Source organism: Moraxella lacunata, from assembly GCF_900453205.1.
GTDB classification, from domain to species: domain Bacteria; phylum Pseudomonadota; class Gammaproteobacteria; order Pseudomonadales; family Moraxellaceae; genus Moraxella; species Moraxella lacunata_B.
The window spans coordinates 526,485-553,338 of the sequence record NZ_UGQU01000003.1; the positions used below are offsets into that span (position 1 = coordinate 526,485).

29 protein-coding genes are annotated in these 26,854 nt (G+C 46.6%); 22 read left to right on the plus strand and 7 right to left on the minus strand.

Going from position 1 to position 26,854, the window contains the following annotated elements:
• From DX073_RS11645 to DX073_RS11690, 10 genes are all read left to right on the plus strand, one after another.
• On the plus strand, window positions 1-1,512 hold the full coding sequence (locus tag DX073_RS11645; protein ID WP_115008198.1) for a phage portal protein family protein: 1,512 nt from the start codon (window positions 1-3) through the stop codon (window positions 1,510-1,512).
• 1 nt (window position 1,513) lies between these two features.
• Window positions 1,514-2,758 carry a phage head morphogenesis protein gene (locus tag DX073_RS11650; protein ID WP_115008199.1) on the plus strand — a complete coding sequence of 415 codons (1,245 nt, stop codon included), beginning with the start codon at window positions 1,514-1,516 and terminating at the stop codon, window positions 2,756-2,758.
• Window positions 2,755-2,982 (plus strand): hypothetical protein, encoded by a 228-nt coding sequence (locus DX073_RS11655; protein ID WP_147279731.1) that lies wholly within the window; start codon window positions 2,755-2,757, stop codon window positions 2,980-2,982. The genes DX073_RS11650 and DX073_RS11655 overlap by 4 nt, the downstream gene beginning before the upstream one ends.
• 395 nt (window positions 2,983-3,377) lie before the next feature.
• Window positions 3,378-4,106: an antA/AntB antirepressor family protein gene (locus tag DX073_RS11660; RefSeq protein WP_115008201.1), complete on the plus strand. Its 729-nt coding sequence runs from the start codon at window positions 3,378-3,380 to the stop codon at window positions 4,104-4,106.
• Window positions 4,106-4,294, plus strand: coding sequence for a hypothetical protein (locus DX073_RS11665; RefSeq protein WP_115008202.1), 189 nt, complete (start codon window positions 4,106-4,108; stop codon window positions 4,292-4,294). Before DX073_RS11660 ends, DX073_RS11665 begins: the two co-directional genes overlap by 1 nt.
• Before the next feature lie 304 nt (window positions 4,295-4,598).
• Window positions 4,599-5,162: a hypothetical protein gene (locus tag DX073_RS11670; protein WP_115008203.1), complete on the plus strand. Its 564-nt coding sequence runs from the start codon at window positions 4,599-4,601 to the stop codon at window positions 5,160-5,162.
• A 19-nt stretch (window positions 5,163-5,181) separates the two neighbouring features.
• On the plus strand, window positions 5,182-5,535 hold the full coding sequence (locus tag DX073_RS11675; RefSeq protein ID WP_115008204.1) for a hypothetical protein: 354 nt from the start codon (window positions 5,182-5,184) through the stop codon (window positions 5,533-5,535).
• Between the two features lie 9 nt (window positions 5,536-5,544).
• Window positions 5,545-5,904 carry an oxaloacetate decarboxylase alpha chain gene (locus tag DX073_RS11680; protein ID WP_115008205.1) on the plus strand — a complete coding sequence of 120 codons (360 nt, stop codon included), beginning with the start codon at window positions 5,545-5,547 and terminating at the stop codon, window positions 5,902-5,904.
• A 39-nt stretch (window positions 5,905-5,943) separates the two neighbouring features.
• The gene (locus DX073_RS11685) at window positions 5,944-6,936 is read left to right on the plus strand and encodes a major capsid protein (protein ID WP_115008206.1); all 993 of its coding nucleotides are present in this window, start codon (window positions 5,944-5,946) and stop codon (window positions 6,934-6,936) included.
• Between the two features lie 65 nt (window positions 6,937-7,001).
• On the plus strand, window positions 7,002-7,754 hold the full coding sequence (locus tag DX073_RS11690; protein ID WP_115008207.1) for a phage tail tube protein: 753 nt from the start codon (window positions 7,002-7,004) through the stop codon (window positions 7,752-7,754).
• A 71-nt stretch (window positions 7,755-7,825) separates the two neighbouring features.
• Here the strand turns inward: DX073_RS11690 and DX073_RS11695 are convergent, their stop codons facing one another.
• On the minus strand, window positions 7,826-8,305 hold the full coding sequence (locus tag DX073_RS11695) for a helix-turn-helix domain-containing protein (protein ID WP_115008208.1): 480 nt from the start codon (window positions 8,303-8,305) through the stop codon (window positions 7,826-7,828).
• 116 nt (window positions 8,306-8,421) lie between these two features.
• On the opposite strand from DX073_RS11695, the gene DX073_RS11700 reads away from it, so the two are divergent.
• The 12 genes from DX073_RS11700 to DX073_RS11755 all read left to right on the plus strand — a co-directional run bounded on the left by DX073_RS11700 (window position 8,422) and on the right by DX073_RS11755 (window position 21,727).
• The gene (locus tag DX073_RS11700; RefSeq protein WP_115008209.1) at window positions 8,422-8,808 is read left to right on the plus strand and encodes a helix-turn-helix domain-containing protein; all 387 of its coding nucleotides are present in this window, start codon (window positions 8,422-8,424) and stop codon (window positions 8,806-8,808) included.
• Window positions 8,805-9,521, plus strand: a complete 717-nt coding sequence (locus DX073_RS11705) for an antA/AntB antirepressor family protein (RefSeq protein WP_258556941.1) — start codon at window positions 8,805-8,807, stop codon at window positions 9,519-9,521. The genes DX073_RS11700 and DX073_RS11705 overlap by 4 nt, the downstream gene beginning before the upstream one ends.
• 2 nt (window positions 9,522-9,523) lie before the next feature.
• Window positions 9,524-9,712 carry a hypothetical protein gene (locus DX073_RS11710; RefSeq protein ID WP_115008210.1) on the plus strand — a complete coding sequence of 63 codons (189 nt, stop codon included), beginning with the start codon at window positions 9,524-9,526 and terminating at the stop codon, window positions 9,710-9,712.
• A 147-nt stretch (window positions 9,713-9,859) separates the two neighbouring features.
• A complete protein-coding gene (locus DX073_RS11715) occupies window positions 9,860-10,051 on the plus strand; it encodes a type II toxin-antitoxin system HicA family toxin (RefSeq protein ID WP_115008211.1) in 192 nt (63 codons plus the stop codon).
• A gap of 33 nt (window positions 10,052-10,084) precedes the next feature.
• Complete coding sequence (locus DX073_RS11720) at window positions 10,085-10,489, plus strand: type II toxin-antitoxin system HicB family antitoxin (RefSeq protein ID WP_115008212.1); 405 nt, start codon at window positions 10,085-10,087, stop codon at window positions 10,487-10,489.
• Window positions 10,490-10,566: 77 nt separating this feature from the next.
• Window positions 10,567-14,352 carry a phage tail tape measure protein gene (locus DX073_RS11725; protein WP_115008213.1) on the plus strand — a complete coding sequence of 1,262 codons (3,786 nt, stop codon included), beginning with the start codon at window positions 10,567-10,569 and terminating at the stop codon, window positions 14,350-14,352.
• Window positions 14,353-14,432: 80 nt separating this feature from the next.
• Entirely contained in the window at window positions 14,433-14,828 is a 396-nt protein-coding gene (locus DX073_RS11730) for a hypothetical protein (RefSeq protein ID WP_115008214.1), read from the plus strand.
• Between the two features lie 44 nt (window positions 14,829-14,872).
• Window positions 14,873-18,454, plus strand: a complete 3,582-nt coding sequence (locus DX073_RS11735) for a hypothetical protein (RefSeq protein WP_115008215.1) — start codon at window positions 14,873-14,875, stop codon at window positions 18,452-18,454.
• An 8-nt stretch (window positions 18,455-18,462) separates the two neighbouring features.
• A complete protein-coding gene (locus tag DX073_RS11740; protein ID WP_115008216.1) occupies window positions 18,463-19,293 on the plus strand; it encodes a hypothetical protein in 831 nt (276 codons plus the stop codon).
• Window positions 19,293-19,643 (plus strand): hypothetical protein, encoded by a 351-nt coding sequence (locus tag DX073_RS11745; RefSeq protein ID WP_115008217.1) that lies wholly within the window; start codon window positions 19,293-19,295, stop codon window positions 19,641-19,643. Before DX073_RS11740 ends, DX073_RS11745 begins: the two co-directional genes overlap by 1 nt.
• Window positions 19,631-21,445 (plus strand): hypothetical protein, encoded by a 1,815-nt coding sequence (locus DX073_RS11750; RefSeq protein ID WP_115008218.1) that lies wholly within the window; start codon window positions 19,631-19,633, stop codon window positions 21,443-21,445. Before DX073_RS11745 ends, DX073_RS11750 begins: the two co-directional genes overlap by 13 nt.
• Before the next feature lie 57 nt (window positions 21,446-21,502).
• Window positions 21,503-21,727 (plus strand): DUF2190 family protein, encoded by a 225-nt coding sequence (locus DX073_RS11755; protein ID WP_079325562.1) that lies wholly within the window; start codon window positions 21,503-21,505, stop codon window positions 21,725-21,727.
• Between the two features lie 102 nt (window positions 21,728-21,829).
• On the opposite strand, the gene DX073_RS11760 is transcribed toward DX073_RS11755, so the two are convergent.
• From DX073_RS11760 to DX073_RS11775, 6 genes are all read right to left on the minus strand, one after another.
• Window positions 21,830-22,063: a PIN domain-containing protein gene (locus DX073_RS11760; protein WP_115008219.1), complete on the minus strand. Its 234-nt coding sequence runs from the start codon at window positions 22,061-22,063 to the stop codon at window positions 21,830-21,832.
• Between the two features lie 3 nt (window positions 22,064-22,066).
• A complete protein-coding gene (locus tag DX073_RS14130) occupies window positions 22,067-22,216 on the minus strand; it encodes a PIN domain-containing protein (RefSeq protein ID WP_147279732.1) in 150 nt (49 codons plus the stop codon).
• A 123-nt stretch (window positions 22,217-22,339) separates the two neighbouring features.
• On the minus strand, window positions 22,340-22,507 hold the full coding sequence (locus DX073_RS14385) for a hypothetical protein (RefSeq protein ID WP_181814446.1): 168 nt from the start codon (window positions 22,505-22,507) through the stop codon (window positions 22,340-22,342).
• Window positions 22,508-22,555: 48 nt separating this feature from the next.
• Window positions 22,556-24,631 carry an excinuclease ABC subunit UvrB gene (gene uvrB / locus DX073_RS11765; RefSeq protein WP_115008220.1) on the minus strand — a complete coding sequence of 692 codons (2,076 nt, stop codon included), beginning with the start codon at window positions 24,629-24,631 and terminating at the stop codon, window positions 22,556-22,558.
• A 76-nt stretch (window positions 24,632-24,707) separates the two neighbouring features.
• Complete coding sequence (locus DX073_RS11770) at window positions 24,708-25,223, minus strand: DUF2059 domain-containing protein (protein WP_115008221.1); 516 nt, start codon at window positions 25,221-25,223, stop codon at window positions 24,708-24,710.
• 144 nt (window positions 25,224-25,367) lie between these two features.
• Window positions 25,368-26,696 (minus strand): lytic murein transglycosylase, encoded by a 1,329-nt coding sequence (locus DX073_RS11775; RefSeq protein ID WP_258556942.1) that lies wholly within the window; start codon window positions 26,694-26,696, stop codon window positions 25,368-25,370.
• Between the last annotated feature and the right edge of the window lie 158 nt (window positions 26,697-26,854).

Here is a 26,854-nt window from a genome sequence, read left to right on the forward strand (position 1 = left end):
ATGTTAGGACTACTAAATAAACTCAAAAGCAACACCGCCCCAAAAGAGACCAAGCCTTTTGACAAAACGGCACTGTTTAGGGCGATTAACACCGCCTTTGATGACTTTGCCAGCGAGACGGCAGACGAGAGCTTGGAGCGACTCATCGCCCAGACGGGCAAATCACGCACCCAGATATTAGACGCTATCCTAAATGACGATGAGATAGAGGCGTGCCGTGAGGATATTGAGAGTGCTATCAGAGCCACGCCTTTTGTATTGTGGGGCGACACACTGGACGAGGACACCCAAAACGAGCTTATCAAATGGGTAACGCCCCACATCAAGACCTTTGCCGAGCTTGCCATGCTTGCCAAGTGGAACGGACACGCCATCGCCGAATATGTCTATAAGCATGATGACAAGGGGCGGATTGTTATCGATAAGGTGCTAAACCGTGAGGGCGAGCTTGGGCATTATAAGTTTAAAAGAGACGGTACGGTGCTGTTTGATGACCATGGGCGTGATGTGCCGATAAATACCGCCGTCAAAAACTTGGTGCTGACCCACAGAGCCAGTCCTGCCCGTCCTATGGGGCAGATGATGATTATCAAGGCGTATCCATCCGTATTGCTACGGGGTAAAAATTGGGCATTTTTAGGGCAGTTTATCAAACGCTACGCTCAGCCGTATGTCGTGGGGAAGCAAGGCGGATTTAGCATGATTGAGAGCTTTACCAGTCGTCTGTTTGAATTTATCAACGGTGGGGCGACTGGCATTGGGGCAGATGATGACATTAACATTCATCAGCTAAGTGCGGACGGTTCGGCATTTGAAATGGCGGAGCGTATGGCAAACAGTCGTATCCAAAAACTCCTATTGGGACGTGTTAAAACGTCCGAGTTATCTAGCGGTAGCCGTGCGTCCCAAGAGACGGACGATAAGACCCGTATTGACCGTATCGGCTCGTACTTAGAACTTGCCAAAGAGGCGATAAATCACGCCCTAACTGCGATGCTGGCGGTAAATAGCCACTTTGGCACGCCCCTTGTGTCAAGCGGGCAGGTGTGGTTTGATTGGAAAAACGAAAAGGCGGTGGATAAGATGCGAGCCGAGCGAGACAAATTGTATCTGGACACGGGGACGATAGTCTTGACATCGGACTACTACAAAGACGTGGTGGGCTTTGAAGAACATCATTTTAAGATTGTAGAGCCTAGCCCTACCGCCCAACCGCAAAATATGCCGTTATCTATGCTGTTATCAGATACACATGATGATACAAGCCATGACCACGACCATGACGATGATGAGCCATTGAGTGATAGGCAGATTAGGATTGCCAATAAACAGGCTGATAAGGTAATGGCATTATTTGATGATGTGAACGACTTTACAGACTTTCAAAAAAGACTGGCAAGCCTTGATTTGACTGATGATGACTTTGTAGATGAGCTTGCCAATCAGAACTTAACAGCTTATGTGGACAGCTTGACAGGCAAGACCAACCAAGACGGGCAGACGGGGGTGTGATATGCCAGAGATTAACCATGAGCGATTACCAAACCGTGAGGCTATCGCCAGCTTTAATGGCAAAGTCCTACTGACTACCCAGCACTATGCAGAATTAAAAGCGTATGAACACGCCCTTGCATTTACCGTGGCTCGTATCGCTGATAAAGACATGCTAACCGAAGTCCACAAGGCGATGAAGCAGGCGATAGAGAACGGCACAAGTTTTGCCGACTTTAAAAAGGCTTTAAAGCCTTATCTTATGGCAAAAGGTTGGCTTGCCCCGACTTTTAAAAATGACAACGTGGACGATGACAAAGAGGCGTTTAGAGATTATCAAAAACACCTAGGTCATCGCCTACGGACGATTTATCATACCAACAAAGCCACCGCTTATGCAGGCGGACAATGGGAACGCATACAGCGTACCAAGGAGCTATTGCCTTATTTGCAATACATGCCTAGCGTGTCGGCAAATAAACGAGACAACCATAAACAGTTTTATGGCATGGTACGCCCTGTGGACGACCCCATTTGGGCAAGTATCATGCCCCCCAATGGCTTTGGGTGCAAGTGCTGGGTTAAACAGCTCACTAAAACCCGTGCCAAAAAAATCCTAGATGAGCAAGCCGAAAAAGGCATCGTCTATGACATTGACATGGAGCAGGTCAAACACCCCCTAACAGGCGAGATGATGACTGTGCCAAAGGGCGTGCATTTTAGCTTTAATCATAATCATGATAGGCTGACGGCGTTGTTGAAGTTGGCAGAGGAGAAGCATGGTAAGGAATTTGCGGATGGCTTGGCTTTTGAAAGTTTAGAGAAATATACCAATATTGATAAAGCTGTCTTTTTTAAATCTGATGGCAAAGATGGCGAGTTTTATCCCAAAGAAAAATTGGCAAAACTTATAAAAGTCTTTGACAAACAGGGCATTCCCTATTTGATTGGCGAAGAAGGTGGGCGTTTTGCCAAACAAATGGGGGCGGAAGCAGTTTATTTTCCAACCGAAGTGGGAATGTCTGGTTTTTTTGCCTTTCCTGAAAATCCAACACGCACGCAAGTTATTGAAGAATTACTGCATTATGGACAGCACAAAAGTACAAATTTTGCTAGCCTTGAATGGCAAGATATAGTACAATTTGAAATACAAGCTCAGAAAAAATTACTGACGGTTGGGCGACTGCTTGGCTGGACAGTCGCAGAACTAGAACAAATTGAGCGAGCCTTAGCCCAATGGCAACAAGAATGGGAAAAACTCAAATGATAACTGACACACAATTTATACAAGTGGGCGGTCATATTATTGTAACAGGCAAAACCAACAACAAAATTGCCCTAAATGATATGCTAACTTGCCAAGACAATGATAGCGTTTGGCAGGTTGTTGGTTTGGGTCGCAAAGAGCTGACCACACCACAAAATCAAGTGGGCTTGACCCTAAAAAATATTAAAGGTGAACTGCCCAATAATGGGGCGGTGTTGATTTGATTGGTTTTGTATTGCCACCACCTAATCAAGCCCCCTGTTGGGGGGTTTTGTTTTGGGTTTTTTTTAAAAATCAATCACTTAACAAAAATATGCACATATTTTTATAAAAAACCCTTGCAAAAAAACCTGCATACGCTATAATGTCCCCCAACAGGTGTCGAAACCTGACAAAACACAAAGCGTCCCCTAGCCCACGAAAGATTGGCTATAAAGTCATATCCAAAATTTGCCTTTAACCGCAATTTTGGGTATAATGTCCTTGTTATGCCGACAGGGCGGAGAATACAATACCCTTTCGTGGGAAATAATCCCAGCCGTTTCTTTGTGTCGGCTTTCGAACCTGTTGGCACCCTATTTTTAGGGTAAATCTCGAAATCAAACACAAGGACATCACTATGTCAAATATCACTCTCCCCACCAGTGCGACTGCACTTGTCCCCACCTTTGACGGTGTCATCAATGGCGAACGCCAACTGCTTGTCAATGCTCGTGAATTGCACGCTTTTTTGGGTAGTCGTCAAGATTTTTCTACTTGGATTAAATCACGCATTTTTGACTATGACTTTGTAGAAAATCAAGATTACCTGCTCCATAAATTTATGGAACAGCTCCCAAGTGGTGCAAAACACAAAACCGACTACCACCTAACCCTTGATATGGCAAAAGAGTTGTCTATGGTAGAGCGAAACGAAAAAGGCAAAGAGGCTCGCCGTTACTTCATTGACTGCGAAAAACGCCTATATGCCCTAGCGGTAAGTGGGGCAACAGACCCTTTGACCGTCATTACCGCCCATCTCCAAAAAATGAGCGACAATATGCAAATACTGGCAAATGCCACAACAGCAACAATGGCAAAGCTAGACCATACCGAACGCTACATAAGCCTACTAGAACTTAACCAAAAAGGACACATCAAAGTAACCCCCGAAGTGGTAGAGCAAGTCAAAGCAATGAAAGCAGACGGATATAGCCAAGCGAACATCGGGCGTATGCTTAGAATTAGCCCTGCCACCGTCTCGCAGATAGTCAATGGTGCTTACAAGGGCAACAGCCTAACCCGTGATGACAACATCGCTCGCATGGTAGAGACCGCCAAAAGCGTACTGGAACAAGGAGAAGAGTGATGATGCACATTGACAACGTTCAGCACCTAAATCAAGCCCAAACCGCCGTCTATCAACTAGAACTGGTGCAAGAGATGGCAAAAACTCATCAAGATAATAAATTCCCTATCCAAGAATATGCTTTTTTGATTGACGGTTTGGTGCAAACCATTAAAAACAATCTAGAAGCCATGAGTACAATCAAATAACCATAAAAATCCCCCATTTCCCCCAAATTGGGGGATTTTTATGGTTATTTGACCCCACCGCCAAAACCTGCCCCCAATACCCCCTTTAAAAACGTTTAAAAGGCGTTTAAAAACGTTTAAAAAATTCGTTTAGTAGCTTTACCCTACTCACAATCAAAAGCCGATTATGACCCCCTAGCGTGCGTTCTTGGGCGTAATCGCTTTTTACCCATTTTTAGCCCTTAAAAATCCCTGAACCCCGTCATCTTATCGCCCTTGGTGTCATCTGTCATAATCGCCAAAAAATTGACATAACAAGGCGACCATGCACTACCTACTCACCGAGACCACCCCCGCCATGATTGCCCCTGCCGACCAAACGGACAAGGCAGTCAAACGCACCTTTAATGGCATTGCCAACAGTGGCAAGCCCTTTGTATATCATGGCGTGCGTGCCATTGCTGATTTATCCGACATCACTTTTGCTGACAAAGTGCCTACTTTATTGCTCCACGACCGAGACAAGCGAGTGGGCTTTGGCGTGCTGTCTGTGGCTGACAATCAGCTCATCATCAAAGGTGAGTTACTAGATAACGAGCATGGGCAAGCCTTAGCCCGTGAGTCTGATGACGGTTTTCCGTTCCAAATGTCCGCCCACATCATCGCCGACTGCGAAGAGAAGCTGTCGCATGGGCAGACGGCAGTGGTCAATGGGCAGACACTGACAGGTGAGATTACCATTTTAAGAAAATGCCGAGTGTCGGAAGTGTCTTTTACGCCCACAGGTGTGGACAATCAGACCATGGCGATGATTTTATCCCAAACCCACAACCAAAAGGAAAATGCAATGAGCAATCCAAACCCACCCCAAAAAAAGCGGAACTGTTGATGAAGCGGTTTTGGCACGCATGACTGAGCTTACCAACCAAGTTCAAGAGCTGACCAAAGAAAGAGATGAGCTAAAAGCACAAAAAGCCAAAGCAGACGAACAAGCCAAAACTGCCGAGATTGAAGCTCAGCTATCACAAAAAGGCTTTACCAAAGACAACAAAGGCGACTGGCAAGGCATTGATAACGCAACCGTGCAGGTGCTGTTGTCGCTTGATACAGACAAAGCCAAAACCATGATTGGCTCGCTGTCTGCTCCCAAGCAGGGCTTGCCTGAGTACCTACTATCCGAACAACACGGCACGGGCACAGGGCAATCTGCCAATCCTGCCCCAACCAATCCCTTGGTTGCCAACGCCAAAGCACGCAAATAGGAGTTTATCATGTCCGATACCCAAGCAGCCCCAGCCGTCCCTACCCCTGAGCCTACCACGCTCATCACCATAGGCGACATTCTAAAATCCGAAGCCGACCGCCATAGCCGTGAGAACATCAAGGCGGATAACATCAAAATCGGTCAATTGGTTCAGTACCCAATCCGCAAAAAGTATCTGGTGGCACTGTCAAACACAAATGCCAGTGGGCTTGTACTGGTGCAACCGCATAACTGCGTGATTAACCTAGCCGCCATCAAAGAAGCCGACATCAAGGCGGTGGCAACGTCTGTAGATGCCTTTATCAAACAAGGCGATGAATACGGCATTAAGTACATCGGTAAGCCAATCACCGATGCGTCCGTTTGACCGATTAAACCTGATTTAAACCCATTTTAAGGAGCATTTATGCCTTTATCTGATAACTGTATTTTTGGCGTGGAGTCTTTGACCGAAGCCATTAACGAGCTACCTGCCACCCCGTCCATTTTGGGGGATTTGGGTATCTTTAAAAAAGAATTTAAAACCACAACACACGTTACAGTGGAGCGAAAAGAGCATACTCTCTCGCTTGTAGAAAATAAGCCCCGTGGTAGCGTGGGCGACCCTGTACAATCAAGTCGCCTACCACCAAAGACCTTTCACATGATGCACCTGCCACAAGATGATGTGGTGCGAGCCGAAGATGTGCAAGATGTGCGAGAGTTTGGTTCCAATAATAACCTTGCAACTGTTTTGAGTGCGGTCAATGACAAAATGGCAATGTTCAAAGAAAACATTGACTACACCATTGAACACGCACGCTTAGGAGCATTAAAGGGTAAGGTTTTGGACAAAGACGGCAAAACAGTCATTGCTGACATCTACAAAGAGTTCGGCTTTAATCGCAAAACGATTAACTGGGAGCTGTCTAATGCCAACACTAAAACGCACACGCTCATTGACAACTACAAAAATGACATGAAAAAACTGCGAAAAGGCGAATCCATTTCAGGTTTTGTGTGTCTGTGTTCGCCTGAGTTTATGAATACATTGACTTCGCATAAGTCAGTCATGGATGCGTATTTGCGTTTTCAAGAATCTGAACTGTACCGCAATGGCGATACTGACGTGGAATTTATCCACAAGAAAATCAAATTTATCGTCTATGGTGAAGAATTTGAAAGTGGGCTAAAAATTGATGATGACGAAGGCATTATCCTGCCACTTGGCACACGCCAAACTTTCCGTGAGTACTACGCCCCTGCCGATATGGTGCAAGCGGTCAATACTAAGGCATTGCCATACTATGCTAGCCGTGAACCATTAAAGCATGGTAAAGGCTGGGAGCTACACGCCCAATCCAATCCCTTGCCACTGGTGCTGCGTCCTGACCTTGTGCAGACCATTAAATTAACCTAATCGTGATGTCGGCGAAATTCGTTTCGCTGACATATCCCAACCTATTATTTTAAAAAGGATAACTTATGACACAACAAACACAATCCCTGCGGGGGCGTAAATATTCGGGCGATTTGTACGCTCGTAAATATGGCTCGTCTGATGGCTTTGCCAAAATGGGCAATGTTACCGAATTTACGACCAAAAGCGAAACCGAAAAAGACGAACTGAAAAGCACAGGGCGAGACGACTTTGGACAAGCCATTGAAGTGGAAACCGTGCCACAGCCCATTGAAATCAGCCTAAAATTTAACACTTTTGACAAGCACGCTTTGGCAAGAGTGTTGATGGGTGAAGCGGTGGACATTGGCGGTGCACCACAAACCATTGAAGAAACTGCTGTCAAAGCCAATAAAGCAGGCTGGATTAAACTTGCTCATAATGACATTGACCCCGAAAACTTTACCCTAAAAAATAAAACCAAGCAAGAAATTGAAAAAGCCAAATACGAATTAAACCCCCGCTTGGGTATGGTGCGTTTGCTTGACAGTACAGGCATTAATGATGGCGATAATTTGCATTATGAAGGTAAAACAAAGGGGCGTAAAGGGTTTAGTATTGACGCTAATACCCTACAATCCATTCCGCTTGAAATTTACCTAGACGGCAAAGACCGCATTAGCGGTAATGACGGCGTGCTGGAAGTGGCTCACGTTGTTTTGTCGGCTGATGGTGATATTAACTGGTTTGAAGATGGCTGGTGGGAGTCTGGGCTAACAGGCACAGTGGTCAAAGACGAGGGTAAACCTGCCATGCGGTTTACGGAGTTTGTGGGCTAATCCACGCCTGCCAAAACAAAACCCCATAGAAATGGGGTTTTGTTTATTTTTCAAGATTATCCAAAAAGTAATTAATACTCGCTCTCTTGGTTGTTTGAGTTTTGACGTATTAATTTAGCAATCTCCAAAATAAGTGTTTGCCCCTGCAAATCAGACTTTCTAAAATTTGAGATTAACTGCAATTCATCATCTGTAATATCCACCACAATGTTGGCATTATTTGGTTTGGGAAAAATGCTCAGTTGGATTTTCTCTGCCTTACTATCTTTCTGTTGTTGATAATATAATGCACTTAGTTCTAGATATTCATCTTTTGCTCTGATGATTTGTTGGTGGTAGTCGCTATCCCCAGTAAGAATGTATTCCACGTCAAGATTTAAATCCCCATGTTTGGCTGCCACAAGCCGTAATTGTTCGTCTGGAAAGGAATTGCGTTTTTTCCTGCCTGCAAAGGCAGACTGTTTCATTTCAAGAAAATCTGCCACTTCACTATCCATTGAGACACCAAGAGCTAACTTCAAGCGATTTAGAATATCAATAAAATTTTTCATAAAAATCCTTGACAATGCAATTTATATGATTTAAAATCACATTTATTACATGAAGACACTATTAATCATGTTATTTTAGCATAAAAATCACCTTTTTTCCATTTTATAGGAGTTTTATGAGTAATTTTATCAACATTGCCAATCGGCTTAAATTAGCGTTAGGCGTAACTACGGATATGGAGCTTGCAGAGTTTTTGGAGTTAAAACCAAATGCTTTTGCGGGGCGGAAAAAACGTAACTCTTTTCCAACCGAGCGTTTATCAATGATTTTGCAAAAACACCCACGGCTTGACATAGATTTTGACTATGTTGTCAATGGTGCAAAGTCAAAAACCAATGCTGAACAAATCCCTATTATCATCACCTTAACACAAGGAGAGCTTAATGCCCTAAATAGCTTACTAACCCAATGTGTTGCCAAACACGCACAAAAAAGCCTTGACCACACTACCAATGACAATCAAGGCTTAGATATCAACCACGTTAAGGAGAATATCCTATGACTACTTTACCACAAACATCGCCACTTGTCCAAACTTTTCAAGGGGAAATTAATGGCGAAATGCAACCGCTTGTTAATGCTCGTGAACTTCATGCCTTTTTGGGTAGTCGTCAAGACTTTTCCACTTGGATTAAATCACGCATTTTTGATTATGATTTTGTTGAAAATCAAGATTACCTGCTCCATAAATTTATGGAACAGCTCCCAAGCGGTGCAAAACACAAAACCGACTACCACATCACCCTAGATATGGCAAAAGAGCTTTCTATGGTAGAACGTAGCGAAAAAGGCAAACAAGCTCGCCGTTATTTTATTGACTGTGAAAAACGCTTGTATCAACTTGCCACCATTGGTGGAAACGACCCCCTACACCAAATCAACACCAACATACAAAAAATGGCGGACGGCATGGCGGTATTGGCACAGGCAAGCCAAGTCCAATTAAGACAGCTTGACCGCACCGAACGCTATATCAACCTGCTAGAACTCAACCAAAAGGGAAGTATCAAAGTAACCCCCGAAGTGATAGAGCAGGTCAAGGCGATGAAAGCGGACGGATATAGCCAAGCCAATATTGGGCGTATGCTAAGAATTAGCTCTACAACCGTCTCGCAGATAGTCAATGGCACTTACAGGGGCAACAGTTTAACCCGTGATGACAACATCGCTCGCATGGTAGAAACCGCTAAAAGCGTACTAGAACAAGGAGAATAAAAATGATGACCCGTGAAAACATTGAACGCCTAGAAAATGCCCGAGTTGCCCTATATCAACTAGAACTGGTGCAAGACATGGCAAAGACTCATACAGATAACCATTACCCCATTCATGAGTATGCTTATCTTTTGGACAATTTTGTAAAAGTCATCAAGGATAACTTAGGAGATATGACGACCACAAAATAAATTAATGACCAACAGGCTTTAACTCATATTAAAAAGCAGTTTAATGACAAGTTAAACTGCTTTTTTATCAAATTCATCAAATAACCCTTGACAAATTATAACCCTAGAAGTATAATATACACATCAACAACGAAGCAAGGTGATGAAATGGCAAGCAGTAGAGAAGTCATTAAAATCATAAAAGCTGACGGTTGGTATCGTGTTAAATCAAATGGCGGTAGTCATCAGCAGTTCAAACACCCCGCCAAAAAAGGTCGAGTTACTGTTCCTCACCCCAAAAAAGACTTAGCACAACCCACCATTGACAGCATTATGAGACAAGCAGGGCTAAGCGATTAGCCCTTGCATTACCTTGATAACTAGGAGACGATGATGTTATACCCCATTGCAATCTTAAAGGGCGATGATAAAACCGCCCACGGTATCTTTTTTCCCGATGTGCCAAATCTTGCCAGTGCGTGCGATGACTTGCAAGACGTACACAAAATGGCACTAGAATGCCTTGATGTGCATTTTAGTGGCTTGGTAGAAGACGGTGAAGAAATCCCATTACCCACCAGTTTTGACGCACACACCCAAAACAGCCAATTTGACGGCATGATGTGGGCGTGGGTAGATGTGGATTTGTCAAAATATGACGTAAAAAGCCATAAAATCAACATTACCTTGCCTAACTATCTGATTGCCAAAATTGACGAAAAAGTCTCAGCTCATAAATCGCTATACAAAAGCCGTTCTAATTATTTGGCACAATTGGCGATGGCAGATTTAGGGTAGGCTCTGAACCCTGTCATCTTACCCCAACCGTAAACCCCCTTTAAAATCCCCTTAATCAAAACTAAGGGGATTTTTTTATGAAAAGTTTGGATACCGCCTTAACCATACATGCAGGCGTGAAAGGCATTAACGAGTTAAAACGCCTATCTGATGAGATAAAGGCGACAGGCACGGCAACCGACAGTTTGGACAAAGCCACCAATGAGCTACAAAAGTCATGGAAAGGCTTATCCGCCGATGAGCAGACCAAAAAAGTCAAAGCATTGGGCGATGAGTTTAAACGCTTAAAAAGCATCAGCGATGCCAAAATCTCCCTAGGCATTGATGAAGATAATAAAGCCAAAAAACAACTAGAAGAAGTCCACAAAGCCTACGAACGCCTTAAACTCTCAGGCAAGCTAACAGGCAGTGAGCTTGCCCGTGCCAATGAATTACACACCAAAAAAGTCAAAGAGCTAGAAGAACAGCTGGGCAAAACCACACTCACGGCAAGTGAGATGGTAGGCGAGCTTGGTAAAATCGCAGGCAGTGCAGGTAGCATGGCGGTGGTCACCAAAGCCGCCATGGAATTTGAGACCGCCATGGCAGGGGTTAAGAAAGTCGTGGACGGCACGCCCGAGCAGATGTCTAGACTCTCCAAAGAAATCAAAGATTTGTCGGTAGAGCTTGGCATGACTGCCACCGAAGTGGCACAGATAGCCACGATGGGCGGTCAGCTTGGCGTGCCGATTGACAAATTGGGCGAGTTTACGACCATGGCAGGCCAGATGTCAGTGGCATTTAGCATGAGTGCTGATGAGGCAGGTAATGCCGCCGCCAAACTTGCCAACGTCTTTAACATGCCCATCGAACAGGTGGGTGAACTTGGTGATGTCATCAACACGCTGGGCAACAATATGGCAGCCAAAGAGCGAGAGATAGTCGATGCCATGCTCAGAGTGGGTGGCACCGCCCGCCAGTTTGGGCTTGCCAAAGAAGAAGTGGCAGGACTGACCGCCGCCATGATTGCCCTAGGCAAACCGCCAGAAGTGGCAAGCGCCGCCATTAATGCCTTACTGACCAAACTACAAACTGCTCAAAACCAAGGGGCGGGGTTTGCCGATGGCTTGCAGATGATAGGCACCAGTGCCGATGAGATGGCAGACAACATCGCCAAAAACCCACAACAGGCCCTATCAGGCTTTTTAGAAAAGCTAGGACAGCTTGATGACCGTCAACGCTCTATGGTGTCCGTCAAGCTCTTTGGGGCGGAGTACGCCGATGACATTAACCTACTGGTCGGCTCGCTTGGCACTTATAATCAAGCCTTGGGGCTTGCCACGGACAAGACCGCCACGGCAGGGGCGATGCAAAAAGAATTTCAAGCCCAGATGGACACCGCCGCCAAAAAGGTGACCCAAGCCAAAGCCGAACTCATGGCACTGGCGATTAACATCGGTCAGCACCTACTGCCCATCATCAGCACCACGGCCGAAGCGGTGGGTGATATGGCAGGTACACTTGCTGATATTGCCCACGAATACCCGGCCATCACTCAGCTTGTTACGCTCATGGGTGGGGCGGTGGTGGCTGTCAAGGCGTTAAATAGCGTGATTGCTCTGACGGGTAGTTTGGGTGGTAAGTCTGCTTTGCAGATAACAACAGGCTTTTTGGGTGCAAAAAGTGCCATCGATGCGACCGCTGTTAGTGCTGACAAATTAAATACCAACCTAAAAGTAACAACCGACAATACTCGCACATTGGCAGGCGATTTTATCAATTTAGGCAAGCACATGACCAGCTTAAATGGGCTATTTGCTGCTTCTGCCAGTTGGGCGGTGGGTACAAGTATCGGCGAGTGGGCTTATGAAAGCAGTGAATTGGTTCGTGTTCTTGGTGACCGTTTGGCAAGCGTGCCAGCCGCCATCCATTCCATTGCAACAACAGGCAGTCTAGACCAATTTTTACAGAATTTTGAAATGGGGACAAGTCATGCCAACTCACTTGCCCAAGCAACCGATAACGCCAAGACAGCTACCGACAGTCTTACCCAAAGCCAAGACAATGCCACAAACACCGCCCTTGCTCAGTCCCAAGCCAATACCGAACTCATCAACAGCCTTGCCATTGCCAAAGCAGAGCTAGAACAGCTTGAAATACAGCTTGCCAATATGGGCATGGCAGGGCAAAAGAACACGCAGGATTATAAAGACTTACAAACCCAAATCGAAGCGACCAAGACGACCATTAAAAACTTGACCGATGAAGCCCAAAATCAGGGCTTGGGCGAGGCGATTAAAAGCGACCTTGAAAAAGCCAGTGGGGCATTTGACGCCCTAGGTCTTGACATGGACGAATTTGCCACGGGCATTGACGGCAAAACCAAATCCGCCTTGCAAGGGTTTAGTACGGTCATGAGTTTGGCAGGCGATGATGTCAATAAAATGGCAATGGCTTATAACGCTGTTAAGGCTCAGGTTGGCGACAATGCCAAAGCTCAAACCGAGTTAAACGGGCGACTACTTGAAGCGGTGAACGGCAACAAAGAACTCGCTCAATCCGTCAAAGACACCGCCACCGCCCAACAAAATGCCAAAAAGTCTGCCGATGAACAAGCCCGTGCCCTAGACGCTCTGGGCGTGTCCATGTCCGCCATCAACGCAGGCATGAGCAAATCAGGCAAAGACATGGCGGACAATTTAAAAGTAGGCTTGTCGGTCATCAAAGACACTGCCAAAGGAGCAGATGAGCTAAAAGTCGCACTCACCCAAGCCCTAGATACTGCCCTAGCATCCGCCAAGACCAAAGAAGACTTTAAAGCAATACAAACCGAGCTACAAAAAGCAGGGCTAACAGCGTCCGTCTCTGCCGAACAAATGAGACAGCTACACGCAGGGGCAACGGGCGGGGCGAAGGGTGTCCAAGAGCTAAATGACAAGCTAAAAGAGCAGTCAGAGACTTTGTCTAATAATGATAAAGCCCTAACCCAATCTGCCACTGCCACCAAAAAGTTAGGCGATGCCCAAAAAGAGACCGCCAAAAGTGCCGATGAGATGGCAAAAGCAAGTGCAAAAGCAGGCTCTGCCATTAAAAGTAACAATAGTGATATCAAAATACAAAGTGTGGGCTTATCGGGGCTTGGTATAGAAGCAGAAAAATTAACAAAAATCTTTGAAAATTACAGATTGCGAGGAGGGGGATGGGCAGGCTACATAAGAGCTTTTGGTCGGATGTTGTATGACCAAAAGAAATCCCGTGAGAGTATGCTGGCACTCAGACAAGAGCTGTCTGAGATGGATGAGGTCTTATCGAGTAGTACAGTTAACGCTAATGACTTGGCAAAAGCACAAGCACTGCTACACAAAGCGTCTGAGTTTAGTATTGCTGGCATTAAAGCCATGGATAAATCCACGTTAAACAACCTAAGTGGGCAAATCAAACGAATACAAAATCAATGGGACGGTCTGACCGCCACCGCCAAAACCACCATGCAAGGCCTAGATGCCGAGCTTGCTAGCCTACAAGGGCGAGAGATGGACAGCCAGCGTATCAAGCAAGCCCAAAAACTTGCCGATTTGCAGGCAAAAACGGCAGAAGCAGTGGCGCGGGGTAACAGCGATGAGATTGCTCATTATTCAAAAGCCCTATCTTTGCAACGACAAATCAATGATGAGCAAAACCGCCAAGCCACCGCCAAATCCACCGAGCAAAGCATTAAAGCATGGCAAGAGAGTAGTAGCAACAGTACTGGCAATCTTACCGCCCAAGATGTCGCAAACGGTTGGAATGCTCGCCTTGAAGCGGTCAGAGAACAAGCAAAAATCGAGGCAAAGCAAGAATTTGCCAAAGAACTCATGGACGCATCGAAACGACAGGCTTATTAATCCCCTGCCAGTCCCCCTGAACTCGTTCCCCTAATGCTTTGGGGCAGTCTTTGGCATAATGACAAAAAAAAGGATAATGTATGTGGCAACTCACCAACCAAACCGACACACTCACCCTGCACGCCCAATTTGTCTGGGCGGACGAATTTGACTGGCAAGCCCTTACTCAGTCTGACCCTGTTTATACTTTGACAGGAGCGATGGACATACAACAAGGCACCAAAAAGGCGGGCAGACCCATCACGCTGAATGGCGATGACACCCGCACCACACGGGCGGATTTGGCAAAACTGCAAGCATGGGCGGACATACCAGAGCTTACGATGACCCTAACCCACCCCAAAGGTAAGAAATATCAAGTCATCTTTGCCAGACCAAATATTACCAATATCAATTTTATCAAGCAATATAAGCCCGAAGATGAAGAAGATGACGATAAATGCACGCTGAATCTGCATTTTTTAACCATCGCATAAACACTCTTTAATCATCTATTAAATCCAATTTAAAAGACGATAACATGACAAAACGCACCAAACTCAACAAATCCGACCTAAAAATTTACCCCTCTGAACGCCTAACTGACAACGATGACGGCGGTGGACTGGCACTGGGTACACCGCTCACGGGGGCGGACAATGAACTCTTTGACCCTATCTCGTCCATACAACGCATTAACGGCGGTATGATGACACGACTGGTCTATGCAGGGGTACAACGTGCCGATGACGAGCCACTTTTGGGGGCGTTTACCGCCATCACCAAACCGCCCAAAGACCCTAGTGTGTCTTACCTACTCACACGAGCAAACAAATTTGGCGAAGTGCGAGGCGAGATTATCAAATCTATCGAAGCGTATAGTGTCGCCACGATAGAATCCCGCATGACCCTGCTCTCTACTCAGTCCAAGAATAGCCGTATTGTGCAGGCTTATCAAACGGTAGGTGAGCCATTGCCTTTGGTGGGCGATGTCTATTGCCTAAGACAAGACAAAAGGGGCTATGAGACTGCCGAGCAGTACATCAAGGTCATCAGCGTATCAAGCGAGGAACGCACCTTTTATGCGGGCGAAAAATCGTTTAACAAAACCGTCATTAAAATGGAGATTAGCCAGCCCTTAGAACACAGCTTTGTGGGTGTGGAATATCCTGTGCAGGGCCATACTGATGCCCCTTGTAAAATCCGTGAAACTCATGTGGCGGACGCAGGGCAATACTATGGCATTAAACCGCTTGCCAAAGCCATCAAGGCGGGCATGATGAGCGTGCAAGTGCCATCACTCATGGAGAAACTGGTGCCAACGACCCAAAGTGAGACCTTGCTTACCGATTTGACCGCCAGCGGTCTGACCACCGCACTCTTTGACGGGGCAAAGGAGAGTATCACACTGACCATTAACAGCACCCAAAACAGTCTATATACAGGCTCGGCTATCTTGCCAAACTCTCTTATCATCAGCACAAATGGCGATAACATCACCGACGCAGACGGCACGCTTACCCAAAACGGACAAGCGGTGGGAGCGGTGGATTATGCCAGTGGATTGGCAACCTTTAACAGTACCTATGTACGCACGGCAACATTTACCCCTGCCAGCAGTGCTGATGTGGTCTCGGACACCGCTAAAATTATCGTGAGTGAGAATAACCGCTCACAAAACTATATTGTTAATCTGCCAAACCCAAGCAACGTATCAGTACAATACCGCTCACAGGGTAAATGGTATAGGCTCACCCAAGGCTCACAAACGCACGGCTCTATCAACCTAAACCCCCAAACAGGCACGCTCTCCATCACGTGTAGCGAACTGCCCGACATCGGCTCGGCAATTGTCATCTATTGGGGGTCATCTGCGACATTTATCAAGCGAGCCGACCTTGTGCCGAGCGTTAAAAGTGTCATCAGACTGCCCACCACGCCCGACCCATCGTCCATCACGTTATCGTGGAGCGGTGGTAGCGCCACGGTCAATGCCCAAGGGGTCATCAGTGGTGATGTGACGGGGCGTTATATTGACGGTGTACTGACTTTGGACAGTGCCATCAAGGGTGTCACTGTCGGCTATAACACGGGCGATAAAATCACCCAAAATCACCCAACCCCTGCCCGAGACTTGCAGGGCAATGTCAGTATTGACATTGGCGATTTTGTCGCAGGGACGTTGCAACTGACATACCCACTGACAGTGGAGGGCTATGATGAGATTGCCCTAGGGGCAGTGATTAGCACCAGTGGGCGTAAAGGGCGTAACACTACCCAATCAGGTGACGGCTCGCATGGCACTTATGGGGCGGGGACGGTCTTTATCACGCTGACCGATGATGGTAAGGGCAATCTGATAGACAGCCACGGCAAAACCGTCGGCACGGTCAAAAATGGCAAAGCGTTGTTTAACCCTGATGCCACGGTCTCTATCCCTAAAGCTAATTACACCAAAGATAAAATTGGCGAAAAAGTGTACTCGCAAACAGCGACAGAGCTAACCTGGAATAATATTACCTATGCCACAAAGACGTATCAAGACATCTACCGTACGAGCTTTGCAGGCTTTGACTATGTGCCAGCAGGGGCAACGCTTGCCTCTAATGCCGTCATCACAGCCAGCTATTATGACACACACCCTGCTACCGCAAAGTCTGAGCCTTTGGCGGTTAGCACATCTATTAAGTTTGTCATCAATACAGGTGAGCTGATTACACCCAACTCGGTGCGATTTACCATGAACGGTAAGAGCTACTTTGACAAAGACGGCTCTATTTATACCAATCTTAACACCGCCACAGGGCAGGCGGACAAAGTGGGGAGCATTGATTATAGCACAGGCGAGCTGATACTCTCCGACCCCATTGGGGCGGTGTCGGTACAGTCTTTGACCACGAGCGTCAATGCAAATCGTACTGATTCTATCAGTTTTATCACGCCCTCTGCCCCCATTCGTCCCTCATCGCTGACCATCTCGGCAACCACCCTAGATGGCAAAAAAATCACTGCCACTGCCAACGCAAAGGGTGAATTTGAGGGCGAGTACATCTCTGGTCTTGTCGATGTGGAGTATGGCTTGGCAAGTGTTAAGTTTGGTAAATGGGTGGCGGTGGCAGGCAATGAGGGTGAGGGTTGGTACAATGCCGATGCGGTGGTAGATGGACAAATTTTTAAGCCCACTCATGTGTTTAGCTCGTCCATCACATACAGTGCAGTCGCTTATTCTTATCTGCCTGTCGATAGCACGACCATCCGTATCGACACCGTCCGCTTGCCACAGGACGGGCGAGTGCCGATATTTAGACGAGGTGATACTATCCTTATCACTAATAGTCTAAAACAAGAACTCGGCTCGGCTCACAAGGCAGGTCAAACCATACAGCTTGACCGCACCGACCTAGACCGCTTGTGTATCACGGATAATAACGGCAAGGCGGTCAATGCCGAGCTGTGGGATTATGATTTGGAGGCGGGCTCTATCACATGGACAAGCCCCTTAGATTTATCCGCTTATGCTTTGCCCCTACACGCCACATGTACATGGGAGGAGAAAAACCGCATTCAAGGCGTGGACATTGACGGCACGCTGACCCTCATCTTTCCGACCAAACGGGATTACCCATTGGAGGGGACTTATGTGGCAAGTGTCTTGATTGGTGGAAATCTACAAGTGCGAGCCTCTGTGCCGTTTACCCAACGCAACTGGACGAACGTGTGGCAAGACACACGCATTGGCGATGAGCCACTTAACCGCTTAAATGTCAAAGATTACCCTATTATCTTGACCGATGATGGGGCGATTGAGGAAAAATGGCTCATCAAGTTTACCAGTAGCTCACAGTTTGAGCTATACGGGCAAACGCTCGGCTTTGTGCTAAAAACCGACACTTTGCAAGACTTAGCTCCGATTAACCCAGCGACCAAAAAGCCGTATTTTACCATACCTCGTGAAGCCTTTGGCACGGACACCCCGTGGAGCGTGCAAGAGGTGGTGCGGTTTAACACTTGGGGGACACTGTTGCCTGTGTGGGTCATCTGTGCCGTGCAACCGTCAGCAGACAACCCCAAAGGCTCGGATGGTTACACGCAAGTACTCTTTGGCGATACGATTGAAAATTAGGAGAACTAATGGCTACTTTTTACACAAAAAAAGATAAAGATGCGCCGGCAGTTAGCACAGCAGTAGATGTGATTAACTTTATCAAAGCAGCGTTGGTTGTTGGCTACGGCGATAAACCAGCAGCTGGTTGGCGGCTATTATATGACAGCAATGCCGAACAAAATCAAACAACAAGACGCATTATTATTCGTTCAGATTCTGCTGCAAGTGAGCAAAAAATTTATGAGTTTGCAATAAGCGGATCACAGCTAATGCTTAATGCTTATCACACTTACGATGAAACACAAAAAACCGCAGTTGGACTTTGGCATAGTATTGTCGTCAATTTAGCAGCAATCAACGGAGATAGGATGGAAGTGTGTGCTGATGAGAAATTCTGTTTATTTGGGCTCCATGGCATGTGGCAGGGTTTTGGTGATTATATCTCAGACAATACACAATATACACAAAGCATCTTGTTTGGCTCAAATATAAATTTTTTTGGTGCAGAGCGGCAATCTACATTGTCAAGTACAAATAATCCCAACAATATTTTAATTAAAGACGCAGATGGTAATACGTATGTTTGCCGCTCATACTCACGAGAAGAGGCAGGTTATGGCTCACGCATCGGCTGGTCAAACGCTGTTATACATGCAAATGTACTAAGAGAGGGTAGTACGCCGAGGCTCTTAAAAACAGAATTGATGTTAAAAACAGATAGAGGTTATGCATTCGCTGGTTATATGCCGTTTCTATACTATGCTGATTACAACATCACAGACTTTAAAAACGTTAAAAATATAAAAGTGATTGATGCAAACTGGTATCACAGTGGCGGGCTATATTTGGTATTATGATGATTGTTGATAATGAATTAAAGTTATATGTACACAGCGGTTATATCGCAGGTGCAGATGATGGTATTGTGACTGTAGGCGGAGTGCCTGCCTCGCGAGCAATTTATTTGTATGAAGTATCGGAGGGCATGTCGCTCATGAAATTGCTTGCAAGACAAGCAAGTTTAAAAAATGGTCGCTATCTTTTTAACAATCTTGACCCTCATAAAAAATATCTCATCATGGCACGAGACTTACCACCCACCGATGGCGTAGAGCGGTATGAACCTGCCGTCTGGGATTATGTAACCCCCATGAGCGACAAAACCATCGATGAGCAAATGGAGTTGTGGCAGTCATGGCAGACCTAAGCAGTGACAAATTGCCCTTGCCACTGACACGGCGGATAAGCAATAAACCGCCGTCCAACCGCTTGCCATTATCACTTAATCGCAAATTAGGCACGCTTGATGTTGTCTTGCCACCGCCTACCGAGCCAGCCCCAGTCCCCAAAAGACAAAACCCTGTCATGGCGGAGTTTGATAGCTTAACATCTGGCTCATGGACTGTGAATATGGGCAGACGAGTAGGCATGGCAAGTGATGAGGTGGCACGGGCGTATGGCGTGTTATATGGCGATGTGCAAATGATAGCCCATGGGCGTGATATGTCCACTCGGCACTTTGTCCATATCGCTCATGGGGCAGATAGTGCTATGGGTACCCCTTATCTGATTGGCAGTGTCTATCGGCACACATGGCAAGCTCTCATGGCACTTCACCACGCTCATCACATCAGCGTGGGCGATGGTGTGGGACTGTTTAGTTGCCATGCGGTTAAATATGGGGCAAAGGGCTATTTACAAAGTTGTACGCAGGGCAATTTATCAGACGTACTGGGGCTATTTGGTGATAACACACACCAAGCGGGCAGTACGCTGATTGCCCACGACAGCATGCACACGATAACTCACAGCACCCCTGTACCTTGTCGTTATTACCTCATTCCTGAGCCAGAGCCTGACAAGCCCGTCTCGTATTGTAGTATCAGACCACCATCTGACCGCCTGCCACTGGCATTAAGACGCAGATGGGGGCAACACGCATCAGACGCTCTACCGCTTGCCATGGTGTGTTGGCATGAGACGCCCCCTGCCAGCACCCCCAATCTTAGGAGTTATATCGTGCATAATACCATCACCGCCACTGTGGGCGGTATTAACGTCAATCCCTTGTCATTTGGCATTAAGACCGACATGGATAGCTTTTGTTGGCAAGGACAAATTGAAATCCCCACCAAAGACTTTGCCAAAATCAAAGACAAGCTAGGCAGCCGTGGTAATGAGCCGATGATTAGCGTGGTCATTAATAACCACCGCTTTGTCATCATGGGCGAGGAGCTTAGCAAAAACCGCTCATTTGTCAATCACAGCTACACCCTATCAGGGCGGAGTGTTACCGCTCGCTTGTCAGCAGACTATGCCACCAACAAGCAAGGCGGATTAAATCAAGCCTTGTTTGCCAGTCAATTATGCCAACAAGCATTGGCAAATACAGGTATGACGGCAACCCATCAAGCCCCTGATTGGCTGATTAAAGAAGGGGTGTATAGCACCGATAAGACGCCGATTGTGATACTCTCCGATGTCGCTCATGCGTGTGGGGCGTTTGTATCAAGCCATGTTAGCGAGCCACAGCTTATCATCAAGCCACGTTATAAAGTCCCTGTTTGGGAACTGGCGACAGCAGAGCCTAATCTTATCTTGGGATTAGACCCCATTAAACATATCAGCGAGCAACAACGGGTAAACCCTGTTTATGATAATGTTTGGCTAAGTAGCATCACACGCTTGGATAACGTCTATCGCAAACAGTCGGCACGCACAAAAGAAGCCCCAATACAATCCGATGAGCTATTTACCGACCAAATTGCCACCATTGCCAAAGGCGTGCAAATACTGTCAGAATCAGGCACGCACATGGACGTGACGGTAACAACACGCTGGGCGGATAAATACGGCTTGCCCCTTGCCACGCTAGGCGATATCTGGCAAATCAATGATGACGGCGGATATAAAGCAGTAGTAGTCAGCATAGAAGTGCAGGTCAAGATGGAAAATGAGGTGCCAACCATCTGGCAGGTGGTGGGGCTAGATAGGTATATGGGACATTAAAACCCAATTATATTATACATTAATGCTCTAAAAAGTCAATAATTCAAAGGCAAAAAAATGAATTTATATCAAACATTTAACAAGCTCTTTGCCACACCCAAAGGCGTGGCACAAATCACAGGCCAAAAGGGGCAAGGCGTAGTGGTCGGGCAGACGCTCGGTGGGGTGTTTGTGGTGCTAAGCGGACAAGCAGAGGTGGGCGATATGGTCTATTATGACCGACAGACCCATGAAATCACAGGGCAAGCTCCGCAGGGGGAGCGAGGGGAGTTTGGGGTGTAGGTTTGTTAGATTAATATCTGCATACTGTGATAAAAATATCTGCATAATTGGGTTTTCTTTATGCAGATATTTTTGCGATTTTATGCAGATATTTTTGCGATTTTACAAACCTTCTGCCCGACTTGCTTTTTTATCAAAGGTATAAACAGGCAAATTATCCAAACTGCGACTTTTGCACGCTATCAATAAATCAGATAAATCAAAAGTATTATTTTGGGCGTATAGTAGGGTTTGTTGTAGATGATTGGCTTGTTCAAACGTTAAAAAAGGAAAATTTAATAAAGTTAATAGCGAATGGATAATTTCATTTCTAGGAATTTTATAACTAAATGCCAATACCTAATTTACTTCCAAAACTACCAATAAAGAGATAAAACCTTGTTCATTATCCGTATGTAATTTTTGAAATAACGCCACCACTTTTTGATATTGTACGGTATCATCTTTGGTTAAATAACGCACCAAAATATTAGTATCAAGGCTAATCATAACTCCGCCTTATTCATTTGTGAAAAATGGTGGTTTATACCGTCATTCATCTCATCAATGGTTAGCGGTTTTTTGACATAAGGGGCAAGCAGTCCGCCTGCATTTTCAATCATGGCAAGAACGTCATCTTCTTTGGTGGTTTTTTTGATTGTTTTTAAAACTTACCAAGCGATGAGAATGGGTTAAGTCATCAATCAACCACTTAGGAAACACCACACTACCGTCCGCATTGAGTGGCAACATGATAGACAAACTGCTGTCGGTGGGGCTATTGATGATGATTTGGGTCATGGTATGCTCCTTAGGTTGTCCGTTAAGTGTACCACAAAAAGGCGTATTTTACAGTTTGTTAAATTCATCTTTTAACGCCAGCATGGTATCACGCACTCTCATCGCTTCTTCAAATTTTAGCTCGCCTGAGAGTTTTTTCATTTGTTTTTCTAGGCGGTTAATCTCTTTTATCATCAGCTCAGGACGGCGTAAGATTTCCACATCAATGTCATTTAGGACAAATGGTACGTCAATTTTTGGGGCGTCCACGCTCTCAATCTCGCCCGTGTCAATCTTATCGGTGATGGCACGGCTTGCCGATTTTGGTGTAATGCCATGCTCGGCATTAAAGGCGATTTGTTTGGCTCGTCTGCGTTCGGTCTCATCTATCGCCTTTTGCATACTGGGCGTAATGCTGTCAGCGTATAAAATTGCCTTGCCATTGACATGGCGTGCCGCTCGCCCAATGGTCTGAATGAGCGACCGCTCCGAGCGTAAAAATCCCTCTTTATCCGCATCAAAAATCGCCACAAGCGACACCTCGGGCATATCCAAGCCTTCACGAAGCAGGTTAATGCCTACCAGCACATCATGCACCCCTGTTCTGAGTTCATGAATGATTTTCATGCGTTCTACCGTGTCAATGTCGCTGTGCAGATATGCCACACGCACGCCATATTCTTTTAAATAACTGGTTAAATCCTCCGCCATGCGTTTGGTGAGCGTGGTAATCAGCACTCGCTCGTTTAAGGGCTTACGCAGGTTTATCTCGCCCAGTACGTCATCGACTTGGGTGAGTACGGGGCGTATTTCTAGTATGGGGTCGATGAGTCCTGTGGGGCGAACGACTTGCTCGACCACTTGCTCACTATGCTCTAACTCATAGGAGGCGGGGGTTGCCGATACAAAGATACGAGTTGGCACGACCGCCTCCCATTCCTCAAACATCATGGGGCGGTTATCCATGGCGGACGGTAAGCGAAAACCATAATTAACCAAGTTTTCTTTGCGACTTCTGTCGCCCTTGTACATCGCTCCGATTTGGGGAACGGTAACGTGGCTTTCATCCAAAAACACCAACGCATCAGACGGCAGATAGTCAAACAGTGTGGGTGGTGCCTCGCCTGCCTGTCGCCCTGACAGATGACGAGAGTAGTTCTCAATGCCGTTACAGTAGCCTAACTGTTGTATCATCTCCAAGTCATATTGGGTGCGTTCTTTGATACGTTGGGCTTCTAGTAGCTTATCATGTGAGCGAAAATACTCTAACCGCTCGGCAAGCTCTTCTTTAATCGTCCCCATTGCCACTTCTAATTTTTCTCGTGGGGTAACGTAGTGAGATTTGGGGTAGATGGTAATGCGTGGCACGGATTTGATGTTTTTTCCCGTCAAAGGGTCAAACCATGTGATTTTTTCAACTTCATCATCAAACATACTAATCCGCACCGCCAACTGTTCACTCTCAGCAGGGTAGATGTCCAAGGTCTCGCCATGTAAGCGATAAGTGCCACGCCCAAAGTCCAGCTCGTTGCGTTCGTACTGTAACTCAACCAAGCGTTTGATGAGAGCGGTTCTGTCCACGACATCGCCCACGACCACGTGCAGGAGCATTTTTAGGTAGCTCTCAGGGTCGCCCAAGCCATAGATGGCGGACACGCTCGCCACAATGATGGTATCACGGCGTTCGAGCAAGGCACGAGTGGCGGACAGTCGCATTTGGTCGATGTGGTCGTTGATGGCGGAGTCCTTTTCGATAAAAGTATCGCTTGCCACGACATACGCCTCAGGCTGATAATAGTCATAATAACTGACAAAGTACTCTACCGCATTATGGGGGAAAAATTCCTTAAATTCGCCATAAAGCTGTGCCGCCAGTGTCTTGTTGTGAGCCATGATGATGGCAGGTCGCCCCAAGCTCTCAATGACCTTTGCCATGGTATAAGTCTTGCCTGAGCCTGTCACACCAAGCAAAAGTTGGTCTTTTTTGCCTGCCTTGACCCCGTCCACTAGGGACTGTATGGCGGTCGGTTGGTCGCCACTGGGAGTAAAGGGCGTAACCATTTTAAAGACTTTATCGTCATCGCCTAGTTGTTTGGTGAGCTGACTTTTGGTGATTTTGGCACGAGTGGTTTTGGGCTGTTGCATGGTGTTGTTTTTATAAAAGAAATCCTTATCATAATGGGGGTCATGATAAGGATTTGCAAGTGATGGTAGGCGCGCCCTATTTATTCAAAATCTTTTTAACATCATCCTGCATTTTTTTAAGGTGTTTGTTTTCGTAGGCTTCTACGGTTTTTTTGTTGCTCTCGCCTGCACTTTTCATATAGGACTCAAAGACGGCATCTTGTTTTTTTAAGGCACTTTGCCCGTCTTTACTGCCATAAAAAGCAATCATGGCGTCCACTTCGGCTTGGCTAAACGATTTGGCGGCGTTAAGGTAGGATTTTTTAAGTCCGTCTTTGGTCGCTTTGGTGTCTAGGCTTTTAATGAGTCCTTCGGCATAGTCATCAAAGGCTTTTAGGGCTTTTTTGCGTTGGTCGTCGGTGAGTGTGTTGTCCTGTGCCATGCCCTGAGCGATTGCCATGCGTTCCATTTCAAGGGGGGCAACGACCGCTTGGTAAAACGTGGATTCGTAAGGCATGATTTGGGCAAGCTCTTCTAGTGATTGATTGCTCGGTGTGGCAAAGGCACTGGCACAAAATAGGGTGCTAAGCAGTAGTAGGGATTTGATTTTCATAACAGCTCCAAAGGTTAAAAATGCTATAATCTAACAGATTTTTATCAAGATGAAAAGTTTTAAATTGTTATCATTTGCAACAATGACTTAACCGCATGATGAATGATTTAAATAAAAGTCGGTACATCACGCACCGACTTTATGTTACCAGACCAAGCCACGTACCGAGTTTTGGGTGATAAAACCGTCAGGAATGCGTCCGTTATCCGCCTGCCAGCGAGCAAAGGCACGAGAGGTGTTCGCCCCTGCCACACCGTCCGCTTTACCGGCAGAGTAGCCTTTGGCGTTTAGGGTTTCTTGCAAACGAATGACTTCTGAGCGAGACAGTGCTTGTTCGTGGCGTGGCCAGTTGCCACTAATGCCAGCACCGCCAGCGATACGTTTGGCAAGGGTTGCCACGGCTAGGGCGTAGCTAGATGAATTGTTATAAACCTTGATGACATCAAAGTTGGGTGTCAGTAGTAAGGCAGGACCATTTACGCCGGCAGGGAGCCAAAGCTCGGCTTGGGCATGACCGCCAAAGTACTCGCCATTGGCAGAGACCACGCCTAAGGATTTCCATGATTCTAGGGATTGTTTTTGTCCTAAGAGTTGGTAGTTAAAGCCAGTCGGCAGGCGAACTTCATAAAAAGCGTCCACGCCTGACACCCAACCGCTCGCCCCTAGATAATGGGCGGTGGAGGTGAGGGCGTCCGAGATTGTCCATGGGTTTTTTTGTCCATCGCCGTTACCGTCCACGCCATATTTTATCCAAGTGGAGGGGATGAATTGGGTATGACCCATGCCTCCCGCCCATGACCCACGTAGTTGTGAACGACTGACATCGCCACGCTCAATCATCTGTAACATGGCAAGCAGTTCGCCTTCGGCAAAACTGCGACGGCGACCATCAAAGGCAAGGCTAGATAAGGCATCGACTAAGTCGGTTGAACCGGTGCCTGCTCCATACGAGGACTCAATACCCCAAATGGCAACCATTACCTCTCTGGGGACACCATACTGACTTTCAGCTCGTGAGAGTAGGGAAGGGTATTCACGTAATTTGGCTCTACCGTTAGAGACACGCCCTGAGGTAACGGCGGACTCGACGTATGACCACGGCATTTTGGCAAATTCGGCTTGGCGACCGTCTAGGCTGATGACCTGTGAGTTAAGACTGGCACTGCCCATCAGCCCATGCACCGCATGAGAGGCATGACCGCCAGCGATGGTGCGAGTGATAAAGTCGCTTTTCCAGTCGCCGAAACTGCCATAGTAGCGATTTTCTACCGATGGGGCAGGCGTGGGCGTGGGGGCGGTTGGTGTTTGGGGCTGAACAATGACCACACGAGAAGGTACAGGCTCGCTAGGGGGTGTTGGGGCGGTCGGTTGGGTGGTGGTCGGTGGTGCTGTTGGGGTGGTGGACGTGCAAGAGATAACCGTCAAAGTGGCAAAAGCGACTGCCGATAAGCGAAACAGGGGGTGTTGTAGCATGGTCATAAGGTAATAAATCTAAATAATAATGGCTTGATATATGGTTGCCATTGTACACAGTTATGGGGATTTTGGCAATGATATTTGGCAAAAAACTAGATGAGAGGTGGGCGTGGCGTGATAGGGCTAGCTTGATGTCAATAACGGCACGCCCTAAT

Coding starts and splice junctions, on each gene's coding strand:
- DX073_RS11645 (WP_115008198.1), top strand. CDS start 1: ATGTTAGGACTACTAAATAAACTCAAAAGCAACACCGCCCCAAAAGAG.
- DX073_RS11650 (WP_115008199.1), top strand. CDS start 1,514: ATGCCAGAGATTAACCATGAGCGATTACCAAACCGTGAGGCTATCGCC.
- DX073_RS11655 (WP_147279731.1), top strand. CDS start 2,755: ATGATAACTGACACACAATTTATACAAGTGGGCGGTCATATTATTGTA.
- DX073_RS11660 (WP_115008201.1), top strand. CDS start 3,378: ATGTCAAATATCACTCTCCCCACCAGTGCGACTGCACTTGTCCCCACC.
- DX073_RS11665 (WP_115008202.1), top strand. CDS start 4,106: ATGATGCACATTGACAACGTTCAGCACCTAAATCAAGCCCAAACCGCC.
- DX073_RS11670 (WP_115008203.1), top strand. CDS start 4,599: ATGCACTACCTACTCACCGAGACCACCCCCGCCATGATTGCCCCTGCC.
- DX073_RS11675 (WP_115008204.1), top strand. CDS start 5,182: ATGACTGAGCTTACCAACCAAGTTCAAGAGCTGACCAAAGAAAGAGAT.
- DX073_RS11680 (WP_115008205.1), top strand. CDS start 5,545: ATGTCCGATACCCAAGCAGCCCCAGCCGTCCCTACCCCTGAGCCTACC.
- DX073_RS11685 (WP_115008206.1), top strand. CDS start 5,944: ATGCCTTTATCTGATAACTGTATTTTTGGCGTGGAGTCTTTGACCGAA.
- DX073_RS11690 (WP_115008207.1), top strand. CDS start 7,002: ATGACACAACAAACACAATCCCTGCGGGGGCGTAAATATTCGGGCGAT.
- DX073_RS11695 (WP_115008208.1), bottom strand. CDS start 8,305: ATGAAAAATTTTATTGATATTCTAAATCGCTTGAAGTTAGCTCTTGGT.
- DX073_RS11700 (WP_115008209.1), top strand. CDS start 8,422: ATGAGTAATTTTATCAACATTGCCAATCGGCTTAAATTAGCGTTAGGC.
- DX073_RS11705 (WP_258556941.1), top strand. CDS start 8,805: ATGACTACTTTACCACAAACATCGCCACTTGTCCAAACTTTTCAAGGG.
- DX073_RS11710 (WP_115008210.1), top strand. CDS start 9,524: ATGATGACCCGTGAAAACATTGAACGCCTAGAAAATGCCCGAGTTGCC.
- DX073_RS11715 (WP_115008211.1), top strand. CDS start 9,860: ATGGCAAGCAGTAGAGAAGTCATTAAAATCATAAAAGCTGACGGTTGG.
- DX073_RS11720 (WP_115008212.1), top strand. CDS start 10,085: ATGTTATACCCCATTGCAATCTTAAAGGGCGATGATAAAACCGCCCAC.
- DX073_RS11725 (WP_115008213.1), top strand. CDS start 10,567: ATGAAAAGTTTGGATACCGCCTTAACCATACATGCAGGCGTGAAAGGC.
- DX073_RS11730 (WP_115008214.1), top strand. CDS start 14,433: ATGTGGCAACTCACCAACCAAACCGACACACTCACCCTGCACGCCCAA.
- DX073_RS11735 (WP_115008215.1), top strand. CDS start 14,873: ATGACAAAACGCACCAAACTCAACAAATCCGACCTAAAAATTTACCCC.
- DX073_RS11740 (WP_115008216.1), top strand. CDS start 18,463: ATGGCTACTTTTTACACAAAAAAAGATAAAGATGCGCCGGCAGTTAGC.
- DX073_RS11745 (WP_115008217.1), top strand. CDS start 19,293: ATGATTGTTGATAATGAATTAAAGTTATATGTACACAGCGGTTATATC.
- DX073_RS11750 (WP_115008218.1), top strand. CDS start 19,631: ATGGCAGACCTAAGCAGTGACAAATTGCCCTTGCCACTGACACGGCGG.
- DX073_RS11755 (WP_079325562.1), top strand. CDS start 21,503: ATGAATTTATATCAAACATTTAACAAGCTCTTTGCCACACCCAAAGGC.
- DX073_RS14130 (WP_147279732.1), bottom strand. CDS start 22,216: ATGATTAGCCTTGATACTAATATTTTGGTGCGTTATTTAACCAAAGAT.
- DX073_RS14385 (WP_181814446.1), bottom strand. CDS start 22,507: ATGACCCAAATCATCATCAATAGCCCCACCGACAGCAGTTTGTCTATC.
- uvrB (WP_115008220.1), bottom strand. CDS start 24,631: ATGCAACAGCCCAAAACCACTCGTGCCAAAATCACCAAAAGTCAGCTC.
- DX073_RS11770 (WP_115008221.1), bottom strand. CDS start 25,223: ATGAAAATCAAATCCCTACTACTGCTTAGCACCCTATTTTGTGCCAGT.
- DX073_RS11775 (WP_258556942.1), bottom strand. CDS start 26,696: ATGCTACAACACCCCCTGTTTCGCTTATCGGCAGTCGCTTTTGCCACT.